Here is a 26,158-nt window from a genome sequence, read left to right on the forward strand (position 1 = left end):
TAGACCCAGCCGCGGCGAAACCGCCTACCCGGTCTCATAGGTTGAAATATCCACAATCCGCGCCTCCCAGGGACGCAGCCGGTGCGGGTCTCCCGGTTCGCCGTAATTGCCCAGGATGAGGTCGCCCGAGCCCAGGTTCGAGGGCAGTTCCAGCTCCTCTCCGGACACATTGGCCGCCACCAGGATCTGCTGGTCTCCGCGGCTGCGGCGGAAGGCATACAGCACGGGATGCTCAGGATCGAGCAGGTGAAAGTCCCCCAGTGCCACCACCGTGGATTCGTGCCGGAGGCGGATCAGCTGCTGGTAGTAGCGGTAGATGGAGCGGTCCGAGACCAGGTCCGTCGCTGCGTTGATCTCGGGGAAGTTCGAGTTCACCGGTATCCAGGGGGTCCCGGTGGTGAAACCGGCATTGGGTTCCCCCGTCCAGTGCATCGGGGTGCGTGCATTGTCGCGGCTCATCGCGGCCAGGGCGCGCAGCGCCGTCTCCGGGCCGGTCCCGCGGAGAACCGCATCGGCATAGAAGTTCAGCGATTCCACGTCGCGGTAGTCGTTGATGGAGGTAAAACCGGCGTTGGTCATGCCCAGCTCCTCGCCCTGGTAGACGTAGGGCGTGCCGCGGTGCAGGTGGAGCAACGTTGCCCACAGGGTTGCCGATTCATACCGGTACCCGCCGTCGTTTCCGAACCGGGAGACGTGCCTCGGCTGGTCGTGGTTGCCCAAATACAGGCTGTTCCATCCGGTGGTTGCCAGTCCGCGCTGCCAACGGTTCCAGCTGGTCTTGAGGTCGCGCAGGTCCAGTTCCCGGTAGTCCCATTTGTTGCCCGGGCGCTGATCCAGGCTGACATGCTCAAACTGGAAAACCATATCCAGTTCGCCCCGGTGCGGATCGGTGAACAGCAGTGCCTGTTCCACGGTGGCCCCCGGAGTCTCCCCCACCGTGAGGTAGTCCCCGGTCCGGTCCGCAAACACGGCGCGCCGCATTTCCTGCAGGAACTCGTGGATCCGTGGTCCGGAGGTGAAATGCGGCGCCCCGTCACCCCAGACTCCCCCCGGTTCCACCACGCCGTCGGGCAGGGCCGGGTCCTTGGAAATGAAGTTGATGACGTCCATCCGGAACCCGTCCACTCCCCGGTCCAGCCACCAGTTCATCATGTCGTGGACTTTGGCCCGGACCCGGGGGTTCTCCCAGTTCAGGTCCGGCTGCTGCGGAGTGAAGAGGTGCAGGTAGTACTGCTCCGTGGCGGCGTCGTAGGTCCACGCCGAACCGCCGAAGTGGGAGCCCCAGTTGTTGGGCTCGGCTCCGGGCTCGCCCGGATCGAATCCGGGCCGCGGATCCCGCCACCAGTAGGAATCCCGTTGAGCGTTGTTCCGGGAGGATGCTGAAATGCGGAAGGCCTCGTGTTCGCTGGAGGTGTGGTTCACCACCAGGTCCATGATGAGCTTCATGCCGCGGGAGTGAATGCCGGCGAGCATTTCGTCGAAGTCAGCCTCGGAACCGTACATGGAGTCAATCCGGCGGTAGTTGCTGATGTCGTAGCCGTTGTCGAACTGCGGTGACTCGTGAACCGGCGACAGCCAAATCACGTCCACGCCCAGCTCCGCCAGGTAGTCCAGCTTGCCCGTAATCCCCTTCAGGTCCCCGTTGCCGTTGCCGGTGCTGTCGGCGAAGCTGCGGGGATAGATTTGGTAGACGACGGCATTTGTCCACCAGGCCGGCAGATCGGGATCCCTCATGCTGGCGCCTTTCGCTCGGCCCCGCTGGATACCGGGCTCCTGCCGCGGCCGCCTGCACGCGGGTTGCGAGCATTTTACGCCGACCCCCTGCACCTCGGACAGAGGCTCCGGCAGCTGAGCAGCTCTCTTCCTCCGGGTGGTTCCATTTCCTTGCCACCGTCTTCGCCCGGTCATTAGTGTGGGCGCTACTTCGCCGGGCAGGTCCGCATCTGCGGACGTTTTCCGGCAATCGACCGTTTGGAGACATGTGCCATGGCAACATTGACCGTTTGGAAATTCCCGGACTCAGGCGCTGCCGAGCAGGCCACTGAGACACTGTCCAGCCTGCAGTCGCAGGGCCTCATCAACGTGCAGGATTCGGCATTTGTCACTTGGCCGCAGGACGCGAAAAAGCCGCGCACCGTTCAGGAGCACAACCTCCTTGGGGCCGGCGCTCTCGGCGGCGGGTTCTGGGGTCTCCTGTTCGGCTTGATCTTCTTTATTCCGCTGATCGGCCTGGTGGTTGGTGCTGCCGTGGGTGCTCTTTCCGCCTCCATGGTGGACGTGGGAATCGACGATAACTTCATCAAGCAGGTGCGGTCGGAAGTTACGCCGGGAACATCGGCCTTGTTCGTGCTGTCCTCGGATGCCGTGGAGGACCGGGTCCTGGATGCGTTCCGCAGCAGCTTCCCGGATGCCAAGCTCATCGCCACCAATCTCTCCAAGGAGCAGGAAGCGAACCTGCGCCAGGCGTTCGCAGACTAACTCCTGCGTGCGGTCCCGTTTCCCCGGGGCTGCCGTTGTCTGGCTCCCGGAGGCCGGATCGTCGAGGACGGTCCGGCCTTCGGTCATGGATGAACCCGTTGCGTCCCGTATCGTTGATGGGGATGATTACCAGACGCCAGGCTGCACTTGCCTTAGATATCCCCGTTGAAATGGCCACCCGCCATGGAATCCCTCCCCGCATGACGGAGCAGGAGCTCGCTGACCTGCAGTCCGCACCGCCCCAGTGGCTCGTCCAGTCGCGCGCCAACCGAACGGGAAAGCGTCCCGTCTGGGTTGAGCTGGAGTGTGCGGTCTGCGGCTACCGTGAGAACGCCCGTCCGAAGAAGTGGTGGCCTGACTTTGCCTTCCTTGCCTGCGCCGACCACCCCAGCGCTGACTACCCGGAGCTGCCGGCCGGGCGCGTCCGAGGGGAGTACGACGGCATCGGAACCCGGTTTATCGGCTTTGTGGATGTTCCCCTCGCCGATGTGCCGTCCAAATCAGCGACGGCGGAGTAGCACCCCGAGACAGACAAACCAGGCGCCCTGCATCCGCAGGGCGCCTGGTTTTTTATGCAGCTCTCTTGGGCGTGCCGCTTAGCTTTCGGGAAGGGCCAGCCCGGTGCGGGCCATGGCGTCCTTGTAGGCGATGCGCATCGTGGCCAGGCCGTCTTCCTGCCGCTCAGCGGTTGCGCCGAAAGCGCGTCCGTCAACGGAGCGGGCCTTGTAGATCTTGAAGCTGCGCCGGTAGATCATCCGGTTCTCGGTTTTCAGGAACGCTGCGCACAGCCGCTGGGCCTCAGTGCCGTGGGCGACGATCGCGGAGGCACGCGGCACCAGGGCCAGGAAGCGCAGGAGCGGCTTGAGGCCTTCCTGGATCTGTTCCTTGGTCAGCTTTCCGTTGGGCTCACCGGGGACGAACCACGGGTAGGTGTTCCACGGCATGACATACTCCGGACGCAGGCCCACCTGCCAGTGGACCCCCAGAAGACGCGCGACGGCGTCGTCGTCGCCGGCGGTAATGAAGCCGGACGGATGGGCGGTGCCAATGTTGGAGAACAGGCTCACAATGCGGGTGTCTCCCACGTCGTGCATCGGGTCGACGTAGGGCACCTCGGTGCCGGGTTTCAGCGCCTTGAGCGAGTCACAGAGCTGATTGACTTCAGCGACGTTGTCGTCGTAGCGGCGGTTCCAGAGTTCTTCGGATTGTGTTCCATGGTCCAGGCTTTGCATAAAGTGGTGCGTCTCCTACAGGGGTCTTATCGACCGGTTATAGCTCATGTGCCCGGACGGAGCGCGTACGGGCGGATGCTGCCGAGCCGCAGCGCCGGTGCGCGGCGGTATCCAACGGACCCGCCGACAGCGGAAGGCCGAATGCGCTGCCTTGCGAACAGCTCTCCGACTCCTGCCAGTCTAGCAATTCCTACCGGCTGTCCTCCCCCGGACCGGAGGATGCACCCCGGAATTCAGGGAACGTGTGACCAAGGACTCCCGGGAGGGCAGTGCCTGAGGCACATAAAAAAGCAGGGAAAGTGCCCGAAGGCACTTTCCCTGCTTAGTGGAACAATTTTCAGCTGTGGAGATGGGGGGAATTGAACCCCCGTCCGATGTCGTGTTGTCAGGGCTTCTCCGGGCGCAGTCTGCGTTGGATTTTCTCGGCCCCAGCTGTCTTGCAGACAAGCAGCTGATCCGGGCCCAGCCGTCTAAGAGTCCCGAACACGCCAACGGCGAGCATGTTCAGCAGTGGCCCTCTAAATGACGCCAGGATCCGGGACGAGAGCATTCCCGGGCTGACGGACTATGCCCGCTGCTTAGGCAGCGAGAGCGAAGTCAGTGCGCTTTGAATCGGCACTTATTGTTTTGCAAGGAGCGTTTACGAGATAACCCTGCATCCTCGGCCCGCTTCACCTGTCTCGACTAACACCGTCGAAACCTGTCATCCCCATGTGTAATTATCAAACACCGATCCGGGGACCGGTTGGTTAATTGTAGCCCATCTGCGCCGGAGGCTGGAGCTGGAACTAGAACCGGATGCCAAGGACGATGATTGGCATCTCCCACAGCTTGAGGACCACCCAGGAGATCACGGCAAAGAAGACGCCCAGGATGCTCAGTGCTGCTTGGCCGGCAGCCTTGTGCTTCAGCGCCCACACGAAGAGAACAGCGTTGGCAGCAACCAGGACCGGAGCGATCCAGACCAAAAGCGACGCGAGGTAGATGTAGTAGACGAAGAAGAAGGGGACAACAACCAGGATCACGACCGGGATCACGGCCAGCGCGATCAGCAGGTTGACGGTGGTTACCGCCCAGGCCCACAGCGGGGTCCGCCGTTTTTCCTCGATGACGTTCTCTTCGGGCTGCAGCGCCCAGAAGGTGCCGCTCATCAGGCGCCCCGGTTTTTCTCCCGCATGTCACGCAGGGCTTCACGGTTGTCCTGCTTCTCGCGAAGGGTCTGCCGCTTGTCGTAATCGCGCTTGCCTCGGGCTACGGCAATCTCGACCTTGGCACGGCCGTCCAGGAAGTACAGCTGGAGGGGAACAATGGTGAAGCCGGTCTCGCGGGTCTTCTGCATGATCTTGTCCAGCTGCTCCCGGTGCAGCAGCAGCTTCCGGCGGCGGCGGGCCGAATGGTTGGTCCAGCTGCCGTTGAGGTACTCAGGAATGTACGTCGCTTCAAGCCAGAGCTCATCGTTGTAGAACGTTCCGAAGCCATCCACCAACGATGCCCGGCCCTCACGCAGCGACTTCACCTCGGTGCCCATCAAAACCATGCCGGCTTCATAGGTGTCGAGGATTTCGTAGTTGTGCCGGGCCTTGCGGTTGGTGGCCACTACCTTACGGCCACTTTCTTTGGGCACGGTGCAACTCCTTTACGATGAACGGAAAACTCTATTGTAGGCCTACAACAGGCCCATCGGATCAACCAGGGCGCCGTTCAGCACCGTCTCAAAGTGGAGGTGGCAGCCGGTCGAGTTGCCGGTGGTCCCAACGTAACCGATCAGCTGACCGGCGTTCACCCACTGGCCCACGGATACGACATAGTTCGTCAGGTGGTAGTAGTTCGTGGCCAGTGCGCTGTTGCCGATAACGCCGTGGTTCAGCACCACGCGGTTTCCCGTTCCGATCATTCCGTCCGACTGGCCCTGGTCTGCCCGCCAGACCTCTCCCGAAGCCGGGGCGTAAACCGGGGTTCCACAACTGGCACCAAAATCGATGCCCGAGTGCAGGTAACCGCCGGTGCCGAAGAAGTCGATGCTGCCCGGAGGCGTGGCGCGCCAGCCGAAGCCGGAGGAGATCGGGGCGCTGACGGGAAGGGTCAGGCCAAAGGCGGACGGGTTGGTCGGCGCAGTGGACGGCACCTCAGCCGGCGGAGTGGGCCGGTTGTTGCGTGCGGCCTCTTCGGCTGCCCGGCGGTTCGCCTCGGCTACCCGGGCTTCCTCTTCCTTCCGTGCCTTCTCAAGGAGGGCGCGCTGCCGTGCCGCAATGTCCTCGGTTGCCTTGACTTTGGCGGTTTCCAGCGAGGCCAGCTGAGCCTGGATAACAGGCTTTCGCGCTTCCAGGTCGGCATTTGCCGCCGCCGTCTGCTCGATCAGGGAGTCGACTTTGGACTTTTCAGCCGCTGCGGCGTCCCGGGCTTCCTGTTCCAGCCTCAGGGCATCCTCTGCCTGCTCCTTGAGACTGGAAATTTCCTCTTCGACCGCCGCCAGGCGTGCTTCCGAGTTTACGTTCGTGGCGCTTTGCTGCGAGAGCTCCTGCATGGCGGCATTCTGGCCGCGCAGGACCTGCTCCGCCAGGCCCATGGAATCCGTGAGGCTGTCAGCACCCTCGGCGCCGAGGATCAGTGAAAAGCTGGAGGGCACCCCGCCGTTTTTGTAGGCCTGGGCCGCGATCTGTCCGATCACTTCCTGCGATTCGTCCATGGCCGCTTGGTCCTGCTCGATCTGCGCGGTAATGGTGCTGCGGGTTTCCTGGGCCAGCGCCACGCGGCCGGTCAGCGCCGTAACCTTGCCGGTGGCTGCTGAAACGCGGCCCTCGGCATCGGTCAGCGCCTGCTGGGCTCCGGGCAGCTGCTGCTGGTAGATCGCCAGCTCGGCGACTTTCCTGCTGGTTTCGGCGTCGAGGTACTCGTAGGTTTCCTGAACCTTCAGCTGCTCGGCCTCAATGGCTGCCTTGCGGTCGTCGAGTTCGTCGGCTGCGGCCGTTCCGCTGAAGGCGAGCGTCAGCGCCAGCATGGCGGATGCCACCACGCCGGCCGTGGTTTTGCGCAGGGCAGGCTTCGGCGCCTGACTCGAATGCGCGCTAACCATTGATGGAACCGTCCATGGAGTTTGTCAGCTTTCTTTCCAGAGTTTGCAACACTCTAAACCCTTAAGTACCTGCGAAGCGTCAGCAGCGAGGATATTCCTGCCAGGAGTGCCCCAACAACGAGTAATACCGGGCTGAGGACCAGTACCTGCTGGGCGGAGATAAACGCTGTTGCGGGATAGGCCTTGGCCAGCGCACCGATGAAAAAGTGTGCCACTGCCCACAGCGTACCTGATGCCAGGACGGCGCCGATGACCGCAGCGATGACGCCCTCGAGAACGAACGGCAGCTGGATGACTGCCTTGGAGGCTCCCACCAGGCGCATGATGCCTGTCTCCCGGCGGCGGCTGAAGGCCGAGAGGCGGATGGTGGTGGCAATCAGCAGAATGGCACACACCAGCATCACGCCGGCAATTATCAGCGCAATCAGCGAAGCCAGGTTCATAAAGGAGAAGACCTTCTCCAAAAGTTCACGCTGGTCGCTGACTGTTTCCACTCCGGGCATGGAGGAAAACGCTTCATTAATGACTTCATACTTTTCCGGATCCACGAGGGAAACGCGGAAGGACTCCGGCAACTGGTCTGCCGTCACCGAGTCGACCAGCGGGGAATTGGCGAACTGGTCCCTGAAGTGGCTCAGCGCGGTTGCCTGGTCTTCGTAGTCCACGGAAGCCACGTACTGGGCAAAGGCCGGGGAATTCAGCTGCTCCTCGATGGCCTGGCGCTGCTCATCCGTCACCGGGCCGGAGGCACATGAGGGCGTGGTTGAGGAGTCGACGCAGAGGAAGACCGCCACCTGCACCTTGTCATACCAGTAACCCTTCATCTGCCCGATCTGCAGCTGCAGCAGGCCGGCCGCACCGACGAAGGTGAGTGACACGAAGGTCACGAGGATAACGGAGACCACCATGGACAGGTTCCTGCGGATACCCGAGCCGATCTCGCCGAGGATGAATGCCAGCCTCATTTGACTGCCCCCGCTCCTGCTGCGCCGTTTCCGCTGCCCGGCGATTCGACGTCGGCCGCTTTGGCTGCATCGTCCTGCCTGATGACGGCTCCCTGCTGCGTCTGCGGTGCGCCCAAGTAGATGCCTTCACGCTCGTCACGCACGATCTTTCCGTGGTGCAGTTCGACGACGCGCTTGCGCATCGCGTTCACAATGTCGTCGTCGTGGGTTGCCATCACCACGGTGGTGCCGTTCTGGTTAATCCGGTCCAGCACCTTCATGATTCCCTGCGAGGTGGTGGGGTCCAGGTTTCCGGTGGGCTCATCGGCGAGCAGGATCCCGGGCTTGTTGACGATGGCGCGGGCGATGGCGACACGTTGCTGCTCGCCGCCGGAAAGCTCATGCGGCAGGCGGTCTTCCTTGCCTTCCAGCCCGACAGTCTTCAGGACCTCGGGCACTGAGTCGCGGATGACGGCGCGGCTGCGGCCGATGACCTGCATGGCGAATGCCACGTTCTGGAACACCGTTTTGTTGGGCAGCAGGCGGAAGTCCTGGAAAACGACGCCGATTCCACGCCGCAGGCGCGGTACGCGCCAGCTGGGAATCTTGGCGACATTTGATCCGGCCACGTAAACGGTCCCCCGGGACGCGTGCTCTTCCTTGAGGATGAGCCGGATGAAAGTCGATTTGCCCGATCCGGAGGCTCCAACCAGAAACACGAACTCTCCGCGGTCCACTTCGAGGTTCACGGAGTTCAGGGCAGGCCTGGAATTGCGGTCATAGACCTTGGTGACGTTGTCAAAAGTGATCATGTCTGCTTAGCGCCCATCGGTGCGGCCGGAAGACGGGCCTTGGTTTGGGATAAGGGCGCCGGCTGTTCGACTATATCGACGGTTCTACTCGAACGTGCAGATTCCGCCCGGTGTGTCGCCGCCCGCCGCCGCGCCCGTCGGACCGGCGCTGCGGCGCACCTTTTTGAGCCCTCCTTCACCGGCTGGACCATCCCCCGTCCATGGGGTAGGAGGACCCGGTGGCCATACCGGCACTCGGTCCGGCCAGCCATCCGGCAAGGGAGGCAACCTCTTCCGGTTCCACCAGCCGCTTCACTGCGGGCTCCGTCAGCAGGACGGAAGTGAGGACTTCCGTTTCGGAAATGCCGTGGATTCGGGCTTGGTCGGTTATCTGCGCTTCCACCAGGGGTGTGCGGACATACGCAGGGCAGATGCAGTTCGAGGTCACGCCGTGCGGGCCGCCTTCGAGCGCCGTCACTTTGGACAGGCCCTCCAGTCCGTGCTTGGCGCTGACATAGGCACTCTTGAACGCCGAGGCACGCAGCCCGTGGACGCTGGAAATGTTGATGATGCGTCCGAAGCCGCGGGCGTACATTCCGGGCAGTGCCGCCCGGATCAGCAGGAACGGCGCCTCAAGCATCAGGCGGTGGATCAGCCGGAAAGTCTCCGGGTCGAACTCCTCGATGGCAGCGATGCGCTGGATTCCCGCGTTGTTCACGAGAATGTCGGTGTCCAGCACCAGGTCTTCCAGGGCCGAAGTCTCGCTCAGGTCCACATGCCATGCCGTGCCGCCGATATCGTCGGCGACCCGGGCGGCGGCCGCCGCGTTCAGGTCCGCCACGGTGACCTTGGCACCCAGAGCGGCAAAGTGGCGGGCGCAGGCTTCACCGATTCCGCTGGCGCCGCCGGTTACGACGGCGGTGCGCCCGGCAAGCTCCGCACCGCCGGTTCCGCGCTTCGCCGCGCTGACCTGCCCGGTCCCGCCGTCGGATATTTTGGCGCCGGATGTTCCGCCGCCGGGTGTTTTGGCGCCGGTTGTCTTACCGCCTTGCTGGGCCATGGCACTGCTCCTGACCGTTCGGCTGCACCGGTGCGCAGCCTCGGAGCAGCATCATCGCACTCGACGGCCCGCCCGGCGAGCTCCCGGCGGCAGCTTGGACCCGGGGCTACTTGCGGGCCGAGACGCTGCCGTTCGCGCGCCAGCGGATCCCTGCATCGATGAAGTCGTCGATCTCGCCGTCGAAGACCGCTGAGGTGTTGCCGACTTCGTGTTCGGTGCGCAGGTCCTTGACCATCTGGTACGGGTTCAGTACGTAGGAGCGCATCTGGTCGCCCCAAGATGCCTTTACGTCTCCCGCGAAGGCCTTCTTCTCGGCGTCCTCCTGCTCCTTCTTCAGCAGCAGCAGGCGCGACTGCAGGACGCGCATGGCCGCAGCCCGGTTCTGCAGCTGCGACTTTTCGTTCTGCATCGAGACCACGGTGCCTGTGGGGAGGTGGGTCAGGCGAACAGCGGAGTCAGTGGTGTTCACTGACTGTCCGCCGGGGCCCGAGGAACGGAAGACGTCCACCCGGATGTCATTGTCGGGAATGTCGATGTGGTCGGTCGGCTCAATCAGCGGAATGACCTCGACAGCGGCAAAGGATGTCTGCCGGCGGCCCTGGTTGTCGAACGGGCTGATGCGGACCAAGCGGTGCGTGCCGGCCTCCACGACCAGGGTGCCGTAGGCATAGGGGACCTTGACCTCGAAGGTGGCCGACTTGAGTCCGGCCTCCTCTGCGTAGGAGGTGTCCAGGACCGTGGTGGGATAGCCGTGGCGTTCGGCCCAGCGCAGGTACATCCGCAGCAGCATTTCGGCGAAGTCGGCAGCGTCCACTCCCCCGGCGCCGGAACGGATGGTCACGACGGCTTCGCGCTCGTCGTACTCACCGGAGAGCAGCGTCACCACCTCCAGCTGAGACAGCGACTTGCGGAGGGATTCCAGCTCGACGGCGGCTTCTGCCTTGGAATCGGCGTCGGCCTCATCCTGGGCCAGCTCCACCAGTACCTCAAGGTCGTCGATGCGGGATTCCAGCTTTTCCAGCCGTTCCAGCGCTGTCTGCCGATGCGAAAGCTTGGACGTGATCTTCTGCGCCTCTGAGGGGTCGTCCCAGAGATCCGGAACTCCCGCCATTTCACTCAGTTCGGCGATGTCCTCTTTAATCGCTGCGACATCCGAGACCTGCTCGATGGAGGCAAAGGTGGACCTGAGGGCGCGGATCTCCGCGGGAAAATCGATTTCAGCCATGGTAATTACAGCCTACGCCATGAGTCCTCGCCGCTGCTGTCCCGCGAAGCGTGCCGCCCGGCTGCCGCGGGTTTACGGCCCTCCCCGGCCTGCCGTTTCCCGGATTCCGCGTGCCCGGACGTATCTTGGTTCTGTCAGCGAACAGTTCCCGGGAGATCCCCGGAAGGAGCCCAATGTGAGCAACCGGAATGCCGAAGAAACCGCCGCATCCCTGCCCGTCCGCCACCCGGAATCCGGACGCCGGTACTCGCTGGAAGAACTCGAGGCCCTCGCCCGTGAGGGAGATCCCTGGGCCCTGACGAAGACCGACGAATGGGACCAGCATTTTTCCAACGAGTACCGCGTCACAATGAAGGACCGGTGCCCGGATCCGGACTGCGACCAGTTCGGTGAGCCCGCTACCTTCTGTTACGGAGATGACGGCGAGCTGCTGGACATTGACCACGGCGGATGGGCGCATCCCCCTGCTGCCGCCGAACAGCAGGCCAAAGCGTCCTGACCGAGCCGGCCTCCTACTGGCTGAGGCGCGCGCGGGCCTCGGCGACCGCGGTGATCGGGATTCCATCCGGCACCAGGAAGTTCACCAGCGGCGGATGTACGACGCCGGTGAGCACCACCCGGGCCGTGCGGCCGTCGGCTGTTCCGGTTTCACCGGCAACGGTGAGGCCCGGAAGGCGGTCCCCCGCGTTAGTGGCCGCCAGGTACCTGTTCACCTCGGCCTGAACCGCCGCGGGGGCCAGCACGGCCGCCGGCCCTCCGGCGGATCCGGCCGCGGGCCCCAGCGAGAAGGTATCCGCTGCCGCCAGCGCCGCACCGTCCGCGGTGGAGAGGAGCTTCTTGTGCCCGAGGTAGAGGGCGGAGGCACCCATCACCACGGTGACCACCAGCAGACTTACCAGAAGGTATCCGATGATCAGGATCGTGACCTGGCCGTCCTCGCCGCCGGCCCGGGAATGCAGGCAGGCACGGAACCGGGCTGCCCCCGGCAACCGGCTCATCCGTACCGCTCCACAATCTGGGTGGAAGTGGCGTCCACGGTTACAGGGGCGAAATCCGTTCCGGAGAACCCGGACCCCAGCGGCAGCGGCACATCGAAACGCACCAGGACAGTCACGGTCGAGCCGGGCGCCAGGCACTCAGCGGAACAGGCAATATCCAGCAGCAGACCCGCCGGTTCGAATCCGAAATCGGTGAACGCCAGTTCGGCGGCCATCGTGGCCTGCTGCTCGCCGATGAACGGGTCTCCGGAAGCGACGTACACCTTCGCCGCCGATTCCGCGGCGCCGGTTGCGGCGAAGGCGGCACCCTGCACCTGGCCGGCCGTAACAATGAGGTAGATAACCGGCACGAGCAGCACCAGTCCGAGGAAGATGAACTCCACCAGTGCGCTGCCGTTCTCGGCATCGCCGGTTTTCAGTGCCGCTGTTCCGGCGGCCGGGTCAGTCGCCGGCACCGGCCGTGTCATAGCCCCAGACTCCATGTCCGGTCACCTCCAATCCCCCGCTGGGCCCCAGGAACCCCACCACCGGCAAGGGTGCCCGGACCGTGACCTGCAGCATTCGCACTCCGCCGTGAGTGGTTTCGGAAAAGCTGACGTCCTCCGCCAGCGAGTCATTGAGCGCAAGGCGGATCAAGTCAGCTGTGCGGTCTGCGCCGTCGGCCGGGGTCCGGTCCGCCAGGGTGCCGTAGCGTGCGCCCGACGCGGCTGCATCGATCAGGGTGTTCCGGACATGCAGCACCAGCGCCAGCTGGATGATCGACATGAACAGCAGCGTCAGCAGCGCCCCGACCATGACAAAGTCCACCACCGCAGACCCGCTTTCGCGGCCGGTGGCGCCGGTGTGCCCGGCCCGGCCTGAACCGACCGGACCAGAACCGGTCTGGCCTGAACCGGTCAGGGGCCGTTGACCTTGCTCATCGCGGACTCGAACATGGTCCTCAGCGAGGTTTCCGCCAAGACCATGATGACCGCGACCAGCGTCGCCGACATGAGCGTGATCATCACCCATCCCGGTACGTCGCCGCGCTCGCGGTCCCCGCCTGTCACGGTTTGGGACAAGCGGACGATCAGCGCGGTGCCGAGCAGAAGCAGGATGCGGCGTGGGTTGATGGTGCGCATGGGAAGTTCCTTTCATTGGAGGGGCCTAGAGTCCGATTCCCAGCAGGGATATGCCGGGAAAGATCGAGAAAAGCACAGTCAGGGGAAGCACGCCGAAAACCAGTGGAACCATCATGGCGATCTCCTTCTTGCCGGCGCTTTCCATCAGTTCGCGCTTGGCCAGGTCCCGGACGTCCTGGGACTGTGCACGCATGACATCGGCCAAGGGAGTGCCGCGCTCGATTGCGACGGTCAGTCCGTCGACAAACCTGGACAGCGGCGCCAGCCGGACCCGGTCGGAGAAGTGCTGCAACGCACTGGAAAGGGGCACTCCGGAGCGGGTTTCCGCGAGGATCCGTGCAAACTCGCCGGCGAGTTCACCGTGGGCCGTCCGGGCGATCCGTTCCAGGGCGCCGTTGGCGCTTTCCCCGGCTCCGACCGCGAGCGCCATCATTTCCGCGAGGCTTGGGAATTCGGCAAGCATGCGGGTTTCGCGGTTCTTGATTTGTGCGCTCAGCCGGTAGTCCCTCAGGGTGAAGCCCAGGACCGCACCCAGAATGGTGCCTGCTATGACGCCGGGAACGCCGGCCTTGTCCGCGCTGGCCATCCACACCGTGATCGTGCCGCCGGCAAGAAAACCGCCTCCGGTCCAGAGCACCTGTTCCGCCCGAAAATCCAGGACGCTCGTGTTCCGTCCGGCGCGTTCCAACCGGCGTTCCAAGTCACGCGTCACCGGATTTATCCGGTTCAGCCGGCGGACCGCCAGGTGCAGGGCCGGCCGCAGGATCCGTTCCAAGGGGCCGAACGGGGTGAGGTCGCCTGCCGGTGCAGCCAGCAGGCGCGATCCGTGTCCTCCGGTTCGCAGCTGCGGCCCGATGCGTTCGCTGAAGGTGACCGGTCGCAGTGGAGGCAGCCGGAGAGCCGCGAACCAGAGCGATGAGCCCAGGGCAACACCGAAGAAAACGGCCAGGAACCAGGGGCCGCTCATCGGAGGACCCGCTCTTCCTCAGGCAGGGCACCGATTCCCAGCATCAGCCGGTAACAAACCACCGAAATCACGATGCCGGCAACCAGCACCGTCGCCCCGGCCGCTGAGTTGTAGGCCACGATGGCTTCCGGCCGGGAGGCGAGGAGCATCAGGACGATCCAGGGGGCGGCGACGGCCAGGCGCGCGGCATTGACAGTCCACGACTGGCGGGCCAGCAGTTCGCTGCGGGTCCTGGCATTGTCCCGCAGGAATTCGTTGAGGGTCCCCAGCAGCCGGCCCAGATCCGATCCGCCGACCTCGCGGGTCAGGCGCAGCGCTTCCACGATGCGGTCAGCGACGGGATCCGCGAGATTGGCTTTCAACCGCGACAGGGAATGGTCGAACTGTCCGCCGGACCGGTAATCCGCAGCAAATTCCCGGAACGGCTGCCGCAGTTCTTCGGGTCCGTTCTCGCCCAGCTGGATCAGGGCTTCGGGCAGGGACAGCCCCGCCCGGATCGCCGAACGCAGGTGGTCGACGGCATCCGGCCAGAGCTCGGCCCGGGAGGTCCGCTGCTTCCGGGCCTGCCAGCGGACCAGAAACAGCGGCACGCCGGCTCCGAACAGCCCAAAGCAGGCGGCCACCGGCACAGCCCCGGTACCAGCCAGGACCAGCAGCGCCACGAGAAGTCCCGCGGCGATGCTGGCGGCGACCACGGCGCGCGGCGTCACCCGCTGGATTCCGGCCTGCATCAGTTCGTCTTCCAGCCGGCTGGTGCGCGGCTTGCGGGCAGCCGCCGGCGGAACCGCCCAGCAGGCCCGCCAGATCAGGAACAGACCCAGCCCCAGCAGCAGCCCGACGGCCGCGCTCACGGCTGCACCTCAAGGAGCTCCGCTACGTTGAACCCGGCGCGGGCAAACTTTTCGGGTGCCGGCATTGACGCAGCGGTGACCTCGAGCCGCCCGTCGGTGCGCTGGAAGATGGAGGAGGTTTCAATGATGCCGTTTTCGACCCGGCTGCCCAGTGCCAGGATCTCCATCACCTGCCGTTTTCCGGCGGCGTTCCGGGCGCAGTGGACCACCAAGTCGATGCAGGAGGCCACGGTGGGAACCACGAAGGCGCTGGAGATGTTCTCGCCGGCCAGCAGTGGAAGAGTGCAGATTTTCGTGACTGCATCATGGGCGCTGTTGGCGTGCACGCTGCACATCCCCGGCAGGCCCGAGTTCAGCGCAATCAGCATGTCCAGGCTCTCCGCCTCCCGGACCTCCCCCACGATCAGCCGGTCCGGGCGCATGCGGAGGGCTTCCTTAACCAGTCTCCGCAGCGGAATCTCCCCCATTCCTTCCAGGTTCGACTGCCGGCACTGCAGTCCCACCACGTCACGCAGCGGCAGCTGCAGCTCGAAGATCTCCTCGACTGTGACGACCCGCTCCCGCGGCCCGATCGAAGCACCCAGGCAGTTCAGCATGGTGGTCTTCCCGGCCTGAGTGGCTCCGGAGACAAGGACGTTAAGGCCGCTGGAGACGGCGGCACCCAGGAATCTGGCCGCCTGCGGGGTCAGCGTGCCAAGTTCGACCAGGTGCTCCAGCCGGCTGGCCCGGGCAATGAACTTGCGGATGTTCACCGCCCAGTGGCGCCGGGTAATGTCAGGAATCACCACGTGCAGGCGGGAACCGTCCGGCAGCGACGCGTCCACGAACGGCGAGGAAAGATCCAGCCGGCGGCCCGAGCTTTTCAGCATCCGCTCCACCAGGTCCCGTATCTGGTCTGCGGAGAGAACCAGGGAGGTTAGCTCCGACCGTCCGTCGCGGGCGGCATAAATTTCGGTGGGTGAATTGATCCAGACTTCTTCCACGGTGGGATCGTCCAGCAGCGGCTGCAGGGCTCCGAACCCGGCGACGGCGTCGAACACGCGCCGGCGGGCCTGCTCCAGGATGCCGAGGGGCGGCAGCGAACCAAGGAGGGAACGCTCGTCGTAATCGGTCACCGCGTCTTCAACCAGGCGACGGACTTCCGCGAGCTGGCTCGCAGGGTCCAGACCGCGGACGCGGATCAGTTCCCGTACCTCGTCCTCCACTATCGCAACCGCATCCACCGCTGTCCCCCGGACTTAGCACGGCAGGGACCTGTGGATCATCCGCGCCGTAAGACTGGCGTGGCCTGTTTGCGGCCACGGCGGTCAGCCTAGGAGTGCGGGCGGGCTTTTGCGAGGGTAGCCCCGGATGTGTGGATAAACCGGGTAGCCGTACCCGCCTTGCGCACAGCCGGACTCAGTAGTTCTCCGCTGCCGGCAGGCCCAAGTACTCCTCGAGGGTGGCTGTGGCGTGGCGGTGCATGCTCTGCGCCACGTCCGCCCCGACAAAACGCAGGTGCCAGGGCTCGTACGCGTACCCCGTCGTAGCCGATGCGTCGGCCGGATAGCGGACGATAAAGCCAAAGCGGTGGGCGTTTTCCGCTGCCCAGGCTCCCGCTGCCGTCTCCTCAAAGCAGGCTTGCAGCGAGCAGGTGCCGTCGGGAGCCGCAATATCCACCGCGAGTCCGGTCTGGTGCTCGCTGTGGCCGGGGCGGGCAGAGATCGTGTCAGCCGTCTCCCGGCCATACTGTGCCACGTAGCTGTTGTACAGGCCGGCCTGCTGCTCGTAGGACCGGTAGCCGCTGACGATGCTCATGGCGACGCCGTCAGCTGCCGCTCCGTCCTTGAGCTTCCCGAAAGCGGAGGCGGCCTCACTGCGCAGCGGGTGTCCGTCCACGTCAACCAGGTTTTCGGGCACATGGGTGGCCGGGTTCAGGGGCCGTTGCTTGTTAACGACGACGGCGGTGTCCGTTGCATCGTCAATGGCGCGGTCGACCACGAGCGCACCCCGACGTGCAGTGGAGATCGTGCCCCGCTCGAAGTGCTGCGTGCAGCTTCCCTCCAGGCAAACCTGGGCGTCGACCGGATAACCGAGGGTGCCTGATTCGGAGCCCTCGGCAGCCCACGCTGAATGGATGGCCCCGCGAACCGGGTAGGTACCGGTGTTCGGCGACCAGATCGTGGCGCCGTAGTAATGGTTACGGACGCATCCGCCGTCGCGCAAGCCGCAGCTTGCCTCACGGGAGGGCAGCGCCAGGGGAACGGCCGCATCCTTCGGCGCCGGGGACACTGTGTCCAGGCGCGACGGTTCGGCCGCGCCAAGGACCGCCAGGAGCGCCGCGGCAGCGAGCAGGACCGGAACGGGCTTGCAGTAGCGCCGATTCATGGGTCTCCTGGTTTTCGCTTGCGATTCGTACATGGCCTGGTTGGCAGTTTACGCGGTTCGCATCCCGCCCATTGTGCCTGATACGGGAAACCGCATCGGCCGCACCGCATTCAGCTTGCGGATCCGAACAGCCCAGGCCAAGATCCGTGGGCACCGGCCGTACACCTGGCCCAACATTTGGGACCACTCGATCCGCGAACACCGCGCGTGCCGCGGCCTAGGGCCGGTTGGACGAATCCCTCTTCAGCAGCGTAAACAGACCTATTACAACGAATATTCCGCCTAGGATAAACAGTGCCATCGAGCCTACCGCCAGCCCGGTTGCCGCGATCCCGGCAACAAGACCGGCCGCCACATTTACTCCCAGCATCGCCTCACCCTCCGCTTTGTATTGCGCGGCCCACAAGTCGCGCTCTTTGTGGGTGATCTTTTTACGGAGTATTTCCATCCAGGACGCGAGAATCCATCCGCCACGTACGCAAGCCAAGATCTCCTTGGGGACTATAGTCACGGCGATAAGGATGTCCCACTTGTCCTTGAACGGAACGCGAAGGGCAATCTTGAAGTTAATGGCTATGAATAAGAGGGGCACGAGCAGTCCCCACCAAATTATTGTCAAGGCGTCCAGGTATAGTGCCAGGGAAACTACCATCACCCAGAGCGCCCGTATTACAGGTCCGGCCAGATTGAGCATCTGGCTAACCCAATCCCTGATGGTCAGATGGTTGACCCCGAAGCGAAGCAGATCCTGCAGGGTACCCGCCTGCCACTTCATACGCTGCCCCCACAGGGACTTCAGGTTCTTCATCCCGTCGGTATATGCCCTGACGGTGGTGGATACATAGGTCTTGTATCCCGCTTCCCGAAGGCGGTAGGTCAGCTCGTAATCCTCCACAGCGCTTTCGTACGACCACGGTCCTTCCCGGTCGTCCCTGGCGGCAATCTCCCTCAGTGCCCTACCGGAGAATGCAGACCCGGCGCCCGCCAGGACATTGGTCCACCCATTATTCAGCCCCTGCTGGATGTTGTAAGCGTATTCCGATTTCTGTAGCCTGCACCAGAAACCGGGCTGCTGTATGGTGAACTTGGAAGTCGATCCTCCGAAGAGGCGCTTCCATGATTCCTTCTCCCAGTCTTCAATGGCATTGGGGGCAAGCACAGTGTCTGCGTCCATGGACACCACCAGATCAGAGTCACGGCCATAGAGATTCCACCCCGTATTCATGGCCTCGGACTTGCGGTGTTTTAGGCGGGGCAGGTCCATTACGATTACCGGGTACTTCTTGGCTACCTCCACCGTTTGGTCAGTACATCCATTGGCGATAATGATGATCTGGTCCGGCAGCCGGGTCTGCGCGAGAAGGGACTCTATGGTTTGCCCTATAGTTTGCTCCTCGTTATGTGCCGGTACTAGTACTGTGATATCCATTCCCTCCTCCTTCCCGTGCCGGGTGCCGGAATCATCGCTGCGCCCGCGTGACATCGGCCAGCGGTGCACCCCGTCCAATGGCGGCTGCCCGCCCGTCAAGAAACCGGGACAGGAAACTTGCGGTCTGGGGGGTCAGGAGGCCCAGCTCCACCAGGTGCTCCAGACGGCTGGCCCTTGCCGCATAGATCTCCGTCGGTGAGTTGATCCAGTTTTCCTCCACAGCGGGGGCGTCCAGCAGGGGCTGCAGGGAGCCGAACCCGGCTGCGGCGGCGTATGCCCGCCACGGTGCGTGCTCCATCGCTCCAAGGGGAGGAAGCTGCCCGAGGAGGGAGCGCTCGTCGTAATCCGTGACCGTGTCCTCGGCCAGGCGCCGCGCTTCGGCGATTTGGCTGGCCGGATCCAGTCCGCGCACGCGGATCAGCTCCCGAACCTTGTCCTCGGCAATTCCCACTGCATCCATTCGCTGACCTCCGGTAGGCTCCGGAAGGGTCGGCGGCTTCGTCCCTCCCGCGACGGTGGTGCAGCCGGTTATGGGCTGCGGCATCAGGTTATGGGCGCGGGAGAGCTTTGGCGAGCGTAGTGCAACGCGCGAAAAACCGGGTAAGAGTACCCGTACCTGTGTCAGGTAGGCGGAGATCAGTAATCCGCAGCCGGGGTTTCGGCCTGCAGGCCTATGCCACAGCCATTACCTGTGCCGGGCTTCAATCCTCGTACTCGTTGCTCCGGGCGCGCTGGAGACAATGGGCAACCTCGCCAACGCTGGACCGGGTTGAGATGCGGCAGGCACCGCAGGGGTGGGCCACCTCAATCCGTGTGCGGATCCAGGGCGCAACGCGGAATGGTGCCCGTTCCGGAATTATGCCGGCACGGGAAGCGGCCTTGGAGAACTCCGCCTCCGGCCTTTCAGCCGCATGGCCGGAGCCTCGACACAAATGTAGCTGGCCAGCGCCAGCGGCAAAATGCCGGCGAATGCCAGGAGGAGGCAGGCGGGCAGCGAGAGCGCCGGCAGCCAGACTTCCAGAAGGTTCTGCACCGGAACCCCGTAAATGTAGACACCGTAGGACAGATCCTGCTTTGCGCCGATCTTCCGCAAAGGGAGCACCGCCCCCACCACGAAGACAACCAAAGCAAACGGCAGCGGAGCCAGGACAGCAGCGGTTCCGGTCAGTATCGATGCGAGGAGCAGGGCAAGGGACACTGCCAGCGCCGGAACGACCGTTATTCGCTTCGCATTCAGATAAAGAAGTGCTCCACCCGTAAACGCTGCGATAAGAGGCGGTGCCATGGTGAGTTCGCTGGGCGGTACCAGACCGGCATGGGCAGCCAGGGATGCGCCGGTGGCAGCCAGGAACACCGCCGCCGTGAGGACGTTGCGGCGGGCCCGAGTCGCGGCGATGCCGACAATCCCTATTCCGAGATAGCAGCAGCCCTCCCAAAACAGGCTCCACAGGGCTCCGTTCCAGATTTCACCCTCAGCCAGTGTGGACCCGATGCCCGCCTGCGAAATGAACGGAGGATAAAGAAGGAAATTCCGGAGGATATAGGTCAGGGCTTCCGCGGGGACAAAGGACCCCGCGGACCCGAGAGCAACTGACAACGGTGCAAAAACAAATGCCACCATAATCAGGGCGACCAGGAAACCCGGAAAGATTCGCAGGAAACGGGCCCGGAAAAACCGGGATGCCGGTTGACCGTTGAACCTGCTCCGGGTAATCAAGTAGCCCGAGATTCCGAAGAACCCGAGAACCGACCACGCGCCAAGCGTCCGTCCGCCCAGGGAGGGTTCATCACCGTGCCCGCCGATTACCCATGAGTGGGACACCACTACCAGGCACGCCAGTATTAGGCGGATGGCATTGAGGGAATTGTTTTTGGGATCGAACAGTTCCCCCAGCGTCATTCGTAATGGCGAGCGGCTGGGCAGCAGAGGTGGCGCAGATAGGGACATGGACCGATCTTTCGAGTTATCCATCGGGATTGGGAGCCGGCCGAGTAATTTCACGACACGGCTACTCGTGAGCGACCACAAGACTACTTGCATTTCTTTCCAAAAGTGGCCGGCCGGAAACCCGGCCGGCCACTTTATAATCACCGCATTTCCCGCTCCTGCGGCAACGCGGGCACTGCTATTTCTGCGCGAGGAGCTCCATGAGGTACTGGCCGTACCCGCTTTTGACCAACGGCTCGGCCAAACGGCGCAGTTCGTCGTCGTTGATGTTGCCCAGTCGCCACGAGATTTCCTCGGGGCAGCCGATGGACAGGCCCTGCCGCTTCTGGACGGTGCGGATGAATTCCGAGGCCTCGTTCAGGGAGTCGAAGGTTCCGGTGTCCAACCATGCCGTGCCGCGCGGAAGGATCTCCACCTGGAGCTTTCCCTTCTCCAAGTAGATGCGGTTCACATCGGTGATCTCCAGCTCGCCCCGCGGGGAGGGCTTCAGGTCGCGGGCAATTTCGATGACGTCGTTGTCATAGAAGTAGAGTCCCGGCACCGCATAGTGGCTCTTGGGCTTGGACGGCTTCTCCTCCAGGGAGATGGCACGGCCTTCGCCATCGAACTCGACGACGCCGTAGGCGGTGGGGTCCGCCACCCAGTACCCGAACACCGCTCCGCCGTCGATGTTGGCGAAGCGCCGAAGCTGCGTCCCCATTCCGGCACCGTAGAAAATGTTGTCGCCCAGGACCAGGGCAACGGGTCCGGTGCCAATGTGCTCAGCGCCGAGGACGAACGCCTGCGCCAAACCGTCGGGAGAGGGCTGCTGCTTGTAGGTGATGCTGACGCCGAAGCGGCTTCCATCCCCCAGCAGGCGCTGGAACTGATCCGCGTCATGGGGTGTGGTGATGATCAGGATGTCCTTGATCCCGGCGAGGATCAGGGTCGACAGCGGATAGTAGATCATTGGCTTGTCATAGACCGGCACCAGCTGTTTGCTGACGCCAAGGGTGATGGGGTGCAGCCGTGAACCGGTACCGCCGGCCAGTATTATTCCTCGCATAGACCTCATCTTTGCCGGTCTGCTATAGGACGGCAAATCCGGTAGTGTTGATCTACATGCAGAAACTCCTCGTGACCGGCGGCGCCGGCTTTATTGGCTCGAACTTTGTTCGCTACACCCTTGCCAACACCGACCATCACGTCACAGTGCTCGATGCGCTGACCTACGCCGGCAACCTTGAGTCCCTGAACGGGTTGCCCGCTGAGCGCTTCACTTTCGTCCACGGAAACATCTGCGACGCAGAGCTGGTGGACCGGCTGGCAGCAAACGCCGACGTCATCGTGCACTACGCCGCCGAATCCCACAACGACAACTCGCTGCATGACCCGCGTCCCTTCCTGGACACCAACATCATCGGTACGTACACCCTGATCGAAGCTGCCCGGAAGCACGGCGTCCGGTTCCATCACATCTCCACCGACGAGGTCTACGGTGACCTGGAACTCGACGATCCGGAGCGGTTCACGGAATCCACCCCGTACAACCCCTCCAGCCCGTATTCCTCGACGAAGGCCGGCTCGGACCTGCTGGTGCGTGCCTGGGTTCGCTCATTCGGCCTGCAGGCCACGATCAGCAACTGCTCCAACAACTACGGGCCCTACCAGCATGTGGAGAAGTTCATTCCGCGGCAGATCACCAACGTGATCGACGGCGTCCGCCCCAAGCTCTACGGCGCCGGGGAAAACGTGCGGGACTGGATCCATGCCGACGACCATTCCTCAGCGGTCCTGCGGATCATCGACAAGGGCGAGATCGGCCAGACCTACCTCATCGGTGCCGACGGCGAGAAGAACAACAAGGAAGTTGTCGAACTGATCCTGCGTTCCATGGGCCAGCCTGCCGACGCGTATGACCAGGTGATTGATCGGCCCGGCCACGACATGCGGTACGCCATCGACTCCTCCAAGCTGCGCAATGAGCTGGGCTGGAAGCCGGCATTCTCGAACTTTGAGCAGGGGCTCGAGGACACGATTGCCTGGTACCGGGAGAACGAGGCCTGGTGGCGGCCGCAGAAGGACGAGACCGAAGCAAAGTACAAGGTTCAGGGACAGTAAATATGACACTGGAGTTTTCCAAGCCGCTCGTCCCCCATGAGACGCCGATTCCCGGGGTCGTCCTTTATGACCTCCCTGTTCACGGGGATAACCGCGGATGGTTCAAGGAGAACTGGCAGCGGGAGAAGATGCTCGCGCTCGGGCTGCCCGATTTTGGTCCCGTGCAGAACAACATTTCCTTCAACGAAAAGTCCGGCACCACCCGCGGCATCCACGCCGAGCCTTGGGACAAGTACATTTCCGTGGCGACCGGCCGGATCTTCGGCGCCTGGGTCGACCTGCGCGAGGGCCCCTCGTTCGGAACCGTATTCACGGCCGAGCTGGGCCCGGACTCGGCCATCTTCATTCCCCGCGGCGTGGGAAACGCGTTCCAGACGCTCGAAGACAACACTGCGTACACGTACCTGGTCAATGACCATTGGAGTGCCGATGCGCAGGGCCAGTACACGTTCCTGAACCTGGCCGACGAGACCGCCGCCATCAACTGGCCGATCCCGCTGGAGCAGGCCGAACTCTCGGCGAAGGACAAGGCGCATCCGAGGCTGGCCGACGTCGTGCCCATGGCTGCGAAGAAAATCCTGGTCCTGGGTGCCGACGGACAGCTCGGGAAGGCCTTGCGCGCCGCCTATGCCGGCGAGTCCAACGTGGAGTTTGCCACCCGCGCCGACTTCGACCTCACCGATCCGTTGGCCTTCGCCGACCGGAACTGGAAGAACTACTCCACGATCATCAACGCCGGCGCCTACACCGCGGTCGATGCCGCCGAGACTCCCGAGGGGCGTGCCGCTGCCTGGGAGATCAACGTGAACGCAGTAGCCCGCCTGGCCCGCGCCGCGACGGAGAACCGGATAACCCTGGTTCAGGTTTCCTCCGACTACGTCTTTGACGGTACGGCAGCCGAGCACCCCGAGGATGAGCCGTTTTCACCGCTCGGCGTGTACGGGCAGACGAAGGCTGCCGGTGACGCCGTTGTGTCGGCAGTTCCGGCGCACTACATCGTGCGGACCAGCTGGGTCATCGGTGAAGGCAACAACTTTGTCCGCACCATGGCTTCGCTGGCGGAGCGGGGCATCAGCCCCGCGGTGGTCAATGATCAGATCGGCCGGCTCACCTTCACCGAGGACCTTGCCGCCGGCATCCGGCACCTCGTGGAGACAGGCGCCCCGTTTGGCACCTACAACCTCACGAACGACGGCGATCCGGTCTCCTGGGCCGATGTCGCCGCCGATGTCTACGAGACCCTCGGCCGGGCACGCACGGATGTGACCGGGGTGAGCACGGCAGAGTATTTCAAGGGGAAAGCCGGCGTGGCCCCGCGGCCGCTGAACAGTGTCCTTGCCTTGGACAGGATCCGTTCCACCGGTTTCGCACCGGTCGAAGCCTCAGTCCGGCTGGGTCAGTACCTTTCTCCAAAAGCTTCAGCAACCAGCAATATGGGATACTAAACGAGTGAACCGAACATGGATCGTTATTCCGATGTACAACGAAGCCACTGTGGTTGGTTCGGTTATCGAGGATCTCCGCCGGGTCTTTCCGCATGTGGTCTGCGTTGACGACGGCAGCCGCGACGGCTCCCAAGACGCAGCCCGCGCTGCAGGTGCCGTGGTGGTGCAGCATCCGATCAACCTGGGCCAGGGCGCGGCCCTGCAGACCGGCATCGAATATGCGCTTTCCGACCCCGGAATGACCAGCATCGTTACCTTTGATGCCGATGGGCAGCATCGGGTTGTCGACGCTCAGGCGATGGTGGCCCGGCTGGAAGCCGGCGAAGCCGACATCGTGCTGGGTTCCCGTTTCCTGGACAACCGGACCCAGATCTCGAAGGCCAAGCGCCTGGTGCTGAAGACCGCGGCCATCCAGTCGCGCCTGGCCACCGGAATGAACCTGACGGATGCGCACAACGGACTGCGGGCCATGAACCGCGACGTTGCCTCCCGACTGCATTTGACCCAGAACCGCATGGCCCATGCCTCGGAGCTCGTCAACCAGTTGGCCGTGATGAAACCGCACTGGGTGGAGCACCCGGTGGAAATCATCTACACGGACTACTCGAAGTCCAAAGGCCAGTCCTTGCTGAACTCGGTCAACATCCTGGCAGAACTCTTCTTTAGGTGAGCTAAGTGCTACTAATCGTCCAGATCGTCCTCGTCCTGGCAGTCATCCTCGTCTCGCTGGTGCTTATGCGCGGCGGGGCAAACGCCCGCCACCTTGCCGTGCGCCGGATCATGCTGATGGTCTTCGCCCTGGCTGCGGCGCTGTCCATCTTCTTTCCGGACGTCCTTACCCGCGTAGCCAGCTTCCTGGGAGTGGGCCGCGGCACGGACCTCGTGCTGTATGCCACGATCGTCTGCTTCTTCGTGTTCATGGCCACCACGTACCAGCGTTTCCGGACCATGGAGAACTCTGTCACCGCCCTCTCCCGGCGCATTGCCCTCGATGAAGCACCCAAGCCGTGGGTGTCCGCAGACTTTGAGCTGACGGAGTCCCGGACCGATGGGGACCAGCAGCCGAAGGAAGCTCCGCGCTCCTGACGGCACGCACGAATTGCACCGCCACAGCACCGCAACAACCACAGCACCGTAAGAACCACAGCACCGCAACAAGAAGCGGCCGCAGCCCCGAGGGGCTGCGGCCGCTTTTCTGCCCGCACTGCGGCAGGAACCGAATCCGCCTAGCGGAAGAGGTGCTTCGCCAGCTTGGGGATCGCCTCTGTCTTCCGGCTCACCAGGGCGCGCCCGATCATGGTGGCTGCGTTCAGTCGTGAAGTGATGTGGAGGCGGGCGGACCGTGCGGCCCGGTTCCAGCCCATCCGGGAGAAACGCTCGGCTTCGCCTTCAAAGAACCGGCGCTCTTCGTCAAAGCGGCGGCCGTCCAAGGCACGAACCGAGGAATCGGATCCGGAATGGCGCCGGTACAGGAACGCGAGTTCCGGCGTCAGGACCATGGCTCCGCCGTCGGCGGCGATATCCAGGATCAGCGCCAGGTCCTGGACGACGTCGAATTCGCTCCGGAAGCCGATGCGCTTGATGACATCGGAACGCCAGGCGATGGACGGGAAGTAGTGCCAGCCGGCGTGCAGCAGGCTGGTGGCCAGCGCTTCACCTTGAAGCGCCCGCCGGTCATTTCCGCGAGGCGAGGCGGCCTTCTTCACCTGATCAACGAGCGGCTGCGTTGCCCGCCCCGCCTCATCGATAACCTGCACTCCGGGCTGGACAGCGGCGGCCTCGGGGAACTGCTCGAACGCCTCCACCACTACCGAGAGGTAGTTGGGCAGCATGACGTCATCCGCACCCATGATGACCACGATGGGGGCCTCCACCAGGCCCACGGCCTTGCGGTAGTTGCCGTTAGCGCCGAGGTTCACCTCATTGCGCTGGTAGGTCACCCGGGGATCGTCGATGGTGCCGAACCAGCGTGCGGGTTCAGGGTCCGGATAGCCGTCGTCGATGACCACGAGGCGCCAGTCCTGATGCTGCTGCCCCATCACGCTCCGGGCGGCTTGCTTCATGAGTTCCACGTCTCCGTAGTACGGGAACATTACATCAACGGCTGTCACGGCTAGTGGCTTCTTTCA

At 63.7% G+C, this 26,158-nt stretch carries 29 protein-coding genes and 1 other RNA gene; 7 read left to right on the forward strand and 23 right to left on the reverse strand.

Going from position 1 to position 26,158, the window contains the following annotated elements; all coding sequences use genetic code 11:
• Positions 1 to 24: 24 nt before the first annotated feature.
• Positions 25 to 1,734, reverse strand: a complete 1,710-nt coding sequence (locus tag QNO08_RS12685; RefSeq protein WP_229965148.1) for a glycoside hydrolase family 13 protein — start codon at positions 1,732 to 1,734, stop codon at positions 25 to 27.
• Between the two features lie 252 nt (positions 1,735 to 1,986).
• On the opposite strand from QNO08_RS12685, the gene QNO08_RS12690 reads away from it, so the two are divergent.
• Positions 1,987 to 2,478 (forward strand): DUF1269 domain-containing protein, encoded by a 492-nt coding sequence (locus QNO08_RS12690; protein WP_229965147.1) that lies wholly within the window; start codon positions 1,987 to 1,989, stop codon positions 2,476 to 2,478.
• 200 nt (positions 2,479 to 2,678) lie between these two features.
• The gene (locus QNO08_RS12695) at positions 2,679 to 2,996 is read left to right on the forward strand and encodes a hypothetical protein (RefSeq protein ID WP_331461757.1); all 318 of its coding nucleotides are present in this window, start codon (positions 2,679 to 2,681) and stop codon (positions 2,994 to 2,996) included.
• A gap of 78 nt (positions 2,997 to 3,074) precedes the next feature.
• Here QNO08_RS12695 and QNO08_RS12700 read toward each other — a convergent pair whose 3' ends face one another.
• The 9 genes from QNO08_RS12700 to prfB all read right to left on the reverse strand — a co-directional run bounded on the left by QNO08_RS12700 (position 3,075) and on the right by prfB (position 10,803).
• A complete protein-coding gene (locus QNO08_RS12700; protein WP_229965145.1) occupies positions 3,075 to 3,710 on the reverse strand; it encodes a uracil-DNA glycosylase family protein in 636 nt (211 codons plus the stop codon).
• 341 nt (positions 3,711 to 4,051) lie between these two features.
• Positions 4,052 to 4,421, reverse strand: a transfer-messenger RNA (tmRNA) gene (gene ssrA, locus QNO08_RS12705).
• Between the two features lie 77 nt (positions 4,422 to 4,498).
• Positions 4,499 to 4,861 (reverse strand): hypothetical protein, encoded by a 363-nt coding sequence (locus QNO08_RS12710; RefSeq protein WP_229965144.1) that lies wholly within the window; start codon positions 4,859 to 4,861, stop codon positions 4,499 to 4,501.
• Complete coding sequence (gene smpB / locus QNO08_RS12715) at positions 4,861 to 5,334, reverse strand: SsrA-binding protein SmpB (protein ID WP_229965143.1); 474 nt, start codon at positions 5,332 to 5,334, stop codon at positions 4,861 to 4,863. Before smpB ends, QNO08_RS12710 begins: the two co-directional genes overlap by 1 nt.
• A 42-nt stretch (positions 5,335 to 5,376) precedes the next feature.
• A complete protein-coding gene (locus tag QNO08_RS12720; RefSeq protein WP_229965142.1) occupies positions 5,377 to 6,783 on the reverse strand; it encodes a M23 family metallopeptidase in 1,407 nt (468 codons plus the stop codon).
• A 53-nt stretch (positions 6,784 to 6,836) separates the two neighbouring features.
• Positions 6,837 to 7,748, reverse strand: coding sequence for a permease-like cell division protein FtsX (ftsX, locus tag QNO08_RS12725; RefSeq protein WP_229965141.1), 912 nt, complete (start codon positions 7,746 to 7,748; stop codon positions 6,837 to 6,839).
• Complete coding sequence (gene ftsE, locus QNO08_RS12730) at positions 7,745 to 8,539, reverse strand: cell division ATP-binding protein FtsE (RefSeq protein ID WP_229965140.1); 795 nt, start codon at positions 8,537 to 8,539, stop codon at positions 7,745 to 7,747. Before ftsE ends, ftsX begins: the two co-directional genes overlap by 4 nt.
• A gap of 175 nt (positions 8,540 to 8,714) precedes the next feature.
• The gene (locus QNO08_RS12735) at positions 8,715 to 9,578 is read right to left on the reverse strand and encodes a 3-hydroxybutyrate dehydrogenase (RefSeq protein ID WP_229965139.1); all 864 of its coding nucleotides are present in this window, start codon (positions 9,576 to 9,578) and stop codon (positions 8,715 to 8,717) included.
• Positions 9,579 to 9,684: 106 nt separating this feature from the next.
• A complete protein-coding gene (gene prfB, locus QNO08_RS12740; RefSeq protein WP_229965138.1) occupies positions 9,685 to 10,803 on the reverse strand; it encodes a peptide chain release factor 2 in 1,119 nt (372 codons plus the stop codon).
• 175 nt (positions 10,804 to 10,978) lie between these two features.
• On the opposite strand from prfB, the gene QNO08_RS12745 reads away from it, so the two are divergent.
• Complete coding sequence (locus QNO08_RS12745) at positions 10,979 to 11,302, forward strand: hypothetical protein (RefSeq protein WP_229965137.1); 324 nt, start codon at positions 10,979 to 10,981, stop codon at positions 11,300 to 11,302.
• Positions 11,303 to 11,315: 13 nt separating this feature from the next.
• On the opposite strand, the gene QNO08_RS12750 is transcribed toward QNO08_RS12745, so the two are convergent.
• The 12 genes from QNO08_RS12750 to rfbA form a co-directional block, all read right to left on the reverse strand.
• On the reverse strand, positions 11,316 to 11,801 hold the full coding sequence (locus QNO08_RS12750) for a pilus assembly protein TadG-related protein (protein ID WP_229965136.1): 486 nt from the start codon (positions 11,799 to 11,801) through the stop codon (positions 11,316 to 11,318).
• Complete coding sequence (locus tag QNO08_RS12755) at positions 11,798 to 12,268, reverse strand: hypothetical protein (RefSeq protein WP_229965135.1); 471 nt, start codon at positions 12,266 to 12,268, stop codon at positions 11,798 to 11,800. Before QNO08_RS12755 ends, QNO08_RS12750 begins: the two co-directional genes overlap by 4 nt.
• Positions 12,243 to 12,596 (reverse strand): TadE family protein, encoded by a 354-nt coding sequence (locus QNO08_RS12760; RefSeq protein ID WP_229965167.1) that lies wholly within the window; start codon positions 12,594 to 12,596, stop codon positions 12,243 to 12,245. The genes QNO08_RS12755 and QNO08_RS12760 overlap by 26 nt, the downstream gene beginning before the upstream one ends.
• Before the next feature lie 101 nt (positions 12,597 to 12,697).
• Positions 12,698 to 12,922, reverse strand: coding sequence for a hypothetical protein (locus QNO08_RS12765; RefSeq protein WP_229965134.1), 225 nt, complete (start codon positions 12,920 to 12,922; stop codon positions 12,698 to 12,700).
• A 25-nt stretch (positions 12,923 to 12,947) separates the two neighbouring features.
• Complete coding sequence (locus QNO08_RS12770) at positions 12,948 to 13,889, reverse strand: type II secretion system F family protein (protein WP_229965133.1); 942 nt, start codon at positions 13,887 to 13,889, stop codon at positions 12,948 to 12,950.
• Entirely contained in the window at positions 13,886 to 14,740 is an 855-nt protein-coding gene (locus QNO08_RS12775) for a type II secretion system F family protein (protein ID WP_229965132.1), read from the reverse strand. The genes QNO08_RS12770 and QNO08_RS12775 overlap by 4 nt, the downstream gene beginning before the upstream one ends.
• A complete protein-coding gene (locus QNO08_RS12780) occupies positions 14,737 to 15,963 on the reverse strand; it encodes a TadA family conjugal transfer-associated ATPase (RefSeq protein WP_229965131.1) in 1,227 nt (408 codons plus the stop codon). The genes QNO08_RS12775 and QNO08_RS12780 overlap by 4 nt, the downstream gene beginning before the upstream one ends.
• A 175-nt stretch (positions 15,964 to 16,138) precedes the next feature.
• The gene (locus QNO08_RS12785) at positions 16,139 to 17,107 is read right to left on the reverse strand and encodes a D-alanyl-D-alanine carboxypeptidase family protein (protein ID WP_229965130.1); all 969 of its coding nucleotides are present in this window, start codon (positions 17,105 to 17,107) and stop codon (positions 16,139 to 16,141) included.
• Positions 17,108 to 17,324: 217 nt separating this feature from the next.
• A complete protein-coding gene (locus tag QNO08_RS12790; RefSeq protein WP_229965129.1) occupies positions 17,325 to 18,536 on the reverse strand; it encodes a glycosyltransferase family 2 protein in 1,212 nt (403 codons plus the stop codon).
• 31 nt (positions 18,537 to 18,567) lie between these two features.
• Positions 18,568 to 18,996 carry a hypothetical protein gene (locus QNO08_RS12795; RefSeq protein WP_229965128.1) on the reverse strand — a complete coding sequence of 143 codons (429 nt, stop codon included), beginning with the start codon at positions 18,994 to 18,996 and terminating at the stop codon, positions 18,568 to 18,570.
• A 396-nt stretch (positions 18,997 to 19,392) separates the two neighbouring features.
• Positions 19,393 to 20,538: an acyltransferase family protein gene (locus QNO08_RS12800; protein WP_284155599.1), complete on the reverse strand. Its 1,146-nt coding sequence runs from the start codon at positions 20,536 to 20,538 to the stop codon at positions 19,393 to 19,395.
• Positions 20,539 to 20,662: 124 nt separating this feature from the next.
• Positions 20,663 to 21,529 (reverse strand): glucose-1-phosphate thymidylyltransferase RfbA, encoded by an 867-nt coding sequence (rfbA, locus tag QNO08_RS12805; RefSeq protein WP_229965126.1) that lies wholly within the window; start codon positions 21,527 to 21,529, stop codon positions 20,663 to 20,665.
• A gap of 56 nt (positions 21,530 to 21,585) precedes the next feature.
• Between rfbA and rfbB the strand changes: the two genes are divergently transcribed.
• Genes rfbB through QNO08_RS12825 form a run of 4 tightly spaced genes read left to right on the forward strand, consistent with a single transcriptional unit; the run spans position 21,586 to position 25,115 of the window.
• Positions 21,586 to 22,584 carry a dTDP-glucose 4,6-dehydratase gene (gene rfbB, locus QNO08_RS12810; RefSeq protein WP_229965125.1) on the forward strand — a complete coding sequence of 333 codons (999 nt, stop codon included), beginning with the start codon at positions 21,586 to 21,588 and terminating at the stop codon, positions 22,582 to 22,584.
• A gap of 2 nt (positions 22,585 to 22,586) precedes the next feature.
• On the forward strand, positions 22,587 to 24,029 hold the full coding sequence (locus tag QNO08_RS12815) for a sugar nucleotide-binding protein (RefSeq protein WP_229965124.1): 1,443 nt from the start codon (positions 22,587 to 22,589) through the stop codon (positions 24,027 to 24,029).
• Positions 24,030 to 24,033: 4 nt separating this feature from the next.
• The gene (locus QNO08_RS12820; RefSeq protein WP_229965123.1) at positions 24,034 to 24,699 is read left to right on the forward strand and encodes a glycosyltransferase family 2 protein; all 666 of its coding nucleotides are present in this window, start codon (positions 24,034 to 24,036) and stop codon (positions 24,697 to 24,699) included.
• Between the two features lie 5 nt (positions 24,700 to 24,704).
• Positions 24,705 to 25,115: a DUF2304 domain-containing protein gene (locus tag QNO08_RS12825; RefSeq protein WP_229965122.1), complete on the forward strand. Its 411-nt coding sequence runs from the start codon at positions 24,705 to 24,707 to the stop codon at positions 25,113 to 25,115.
• Between the two features lie 140 nt (positions 25,116 to 25,255).
• Here the strand turns inward: QNO08_RS12825 and QNO08_RS12830 are convergent, their stop codons facing one another.
• Positions 25,256 to 26,140, reverse strand: a complete 885-nt coding sequence (locus QNO08_RS12830) for a glycosyltransferase family 2 protein (RefSeq protein ID WP_229965121.1) — start codon at positions 26,138 to 26,140, stop codon at positions 25,256 to 25,258.
• Positions 26,141 to 26,158: the final 18 nt, after the last annotated feature.

Source organism: Arthrobacter sp. zg-Y820 (genome assembly GCF_030142155.1).
Taxonomy (GTDB): Bacteria; Actinomycetota; Actinomycetes; order Actinomycetales; family Micrococcaceae; genus Arthrobacter_B.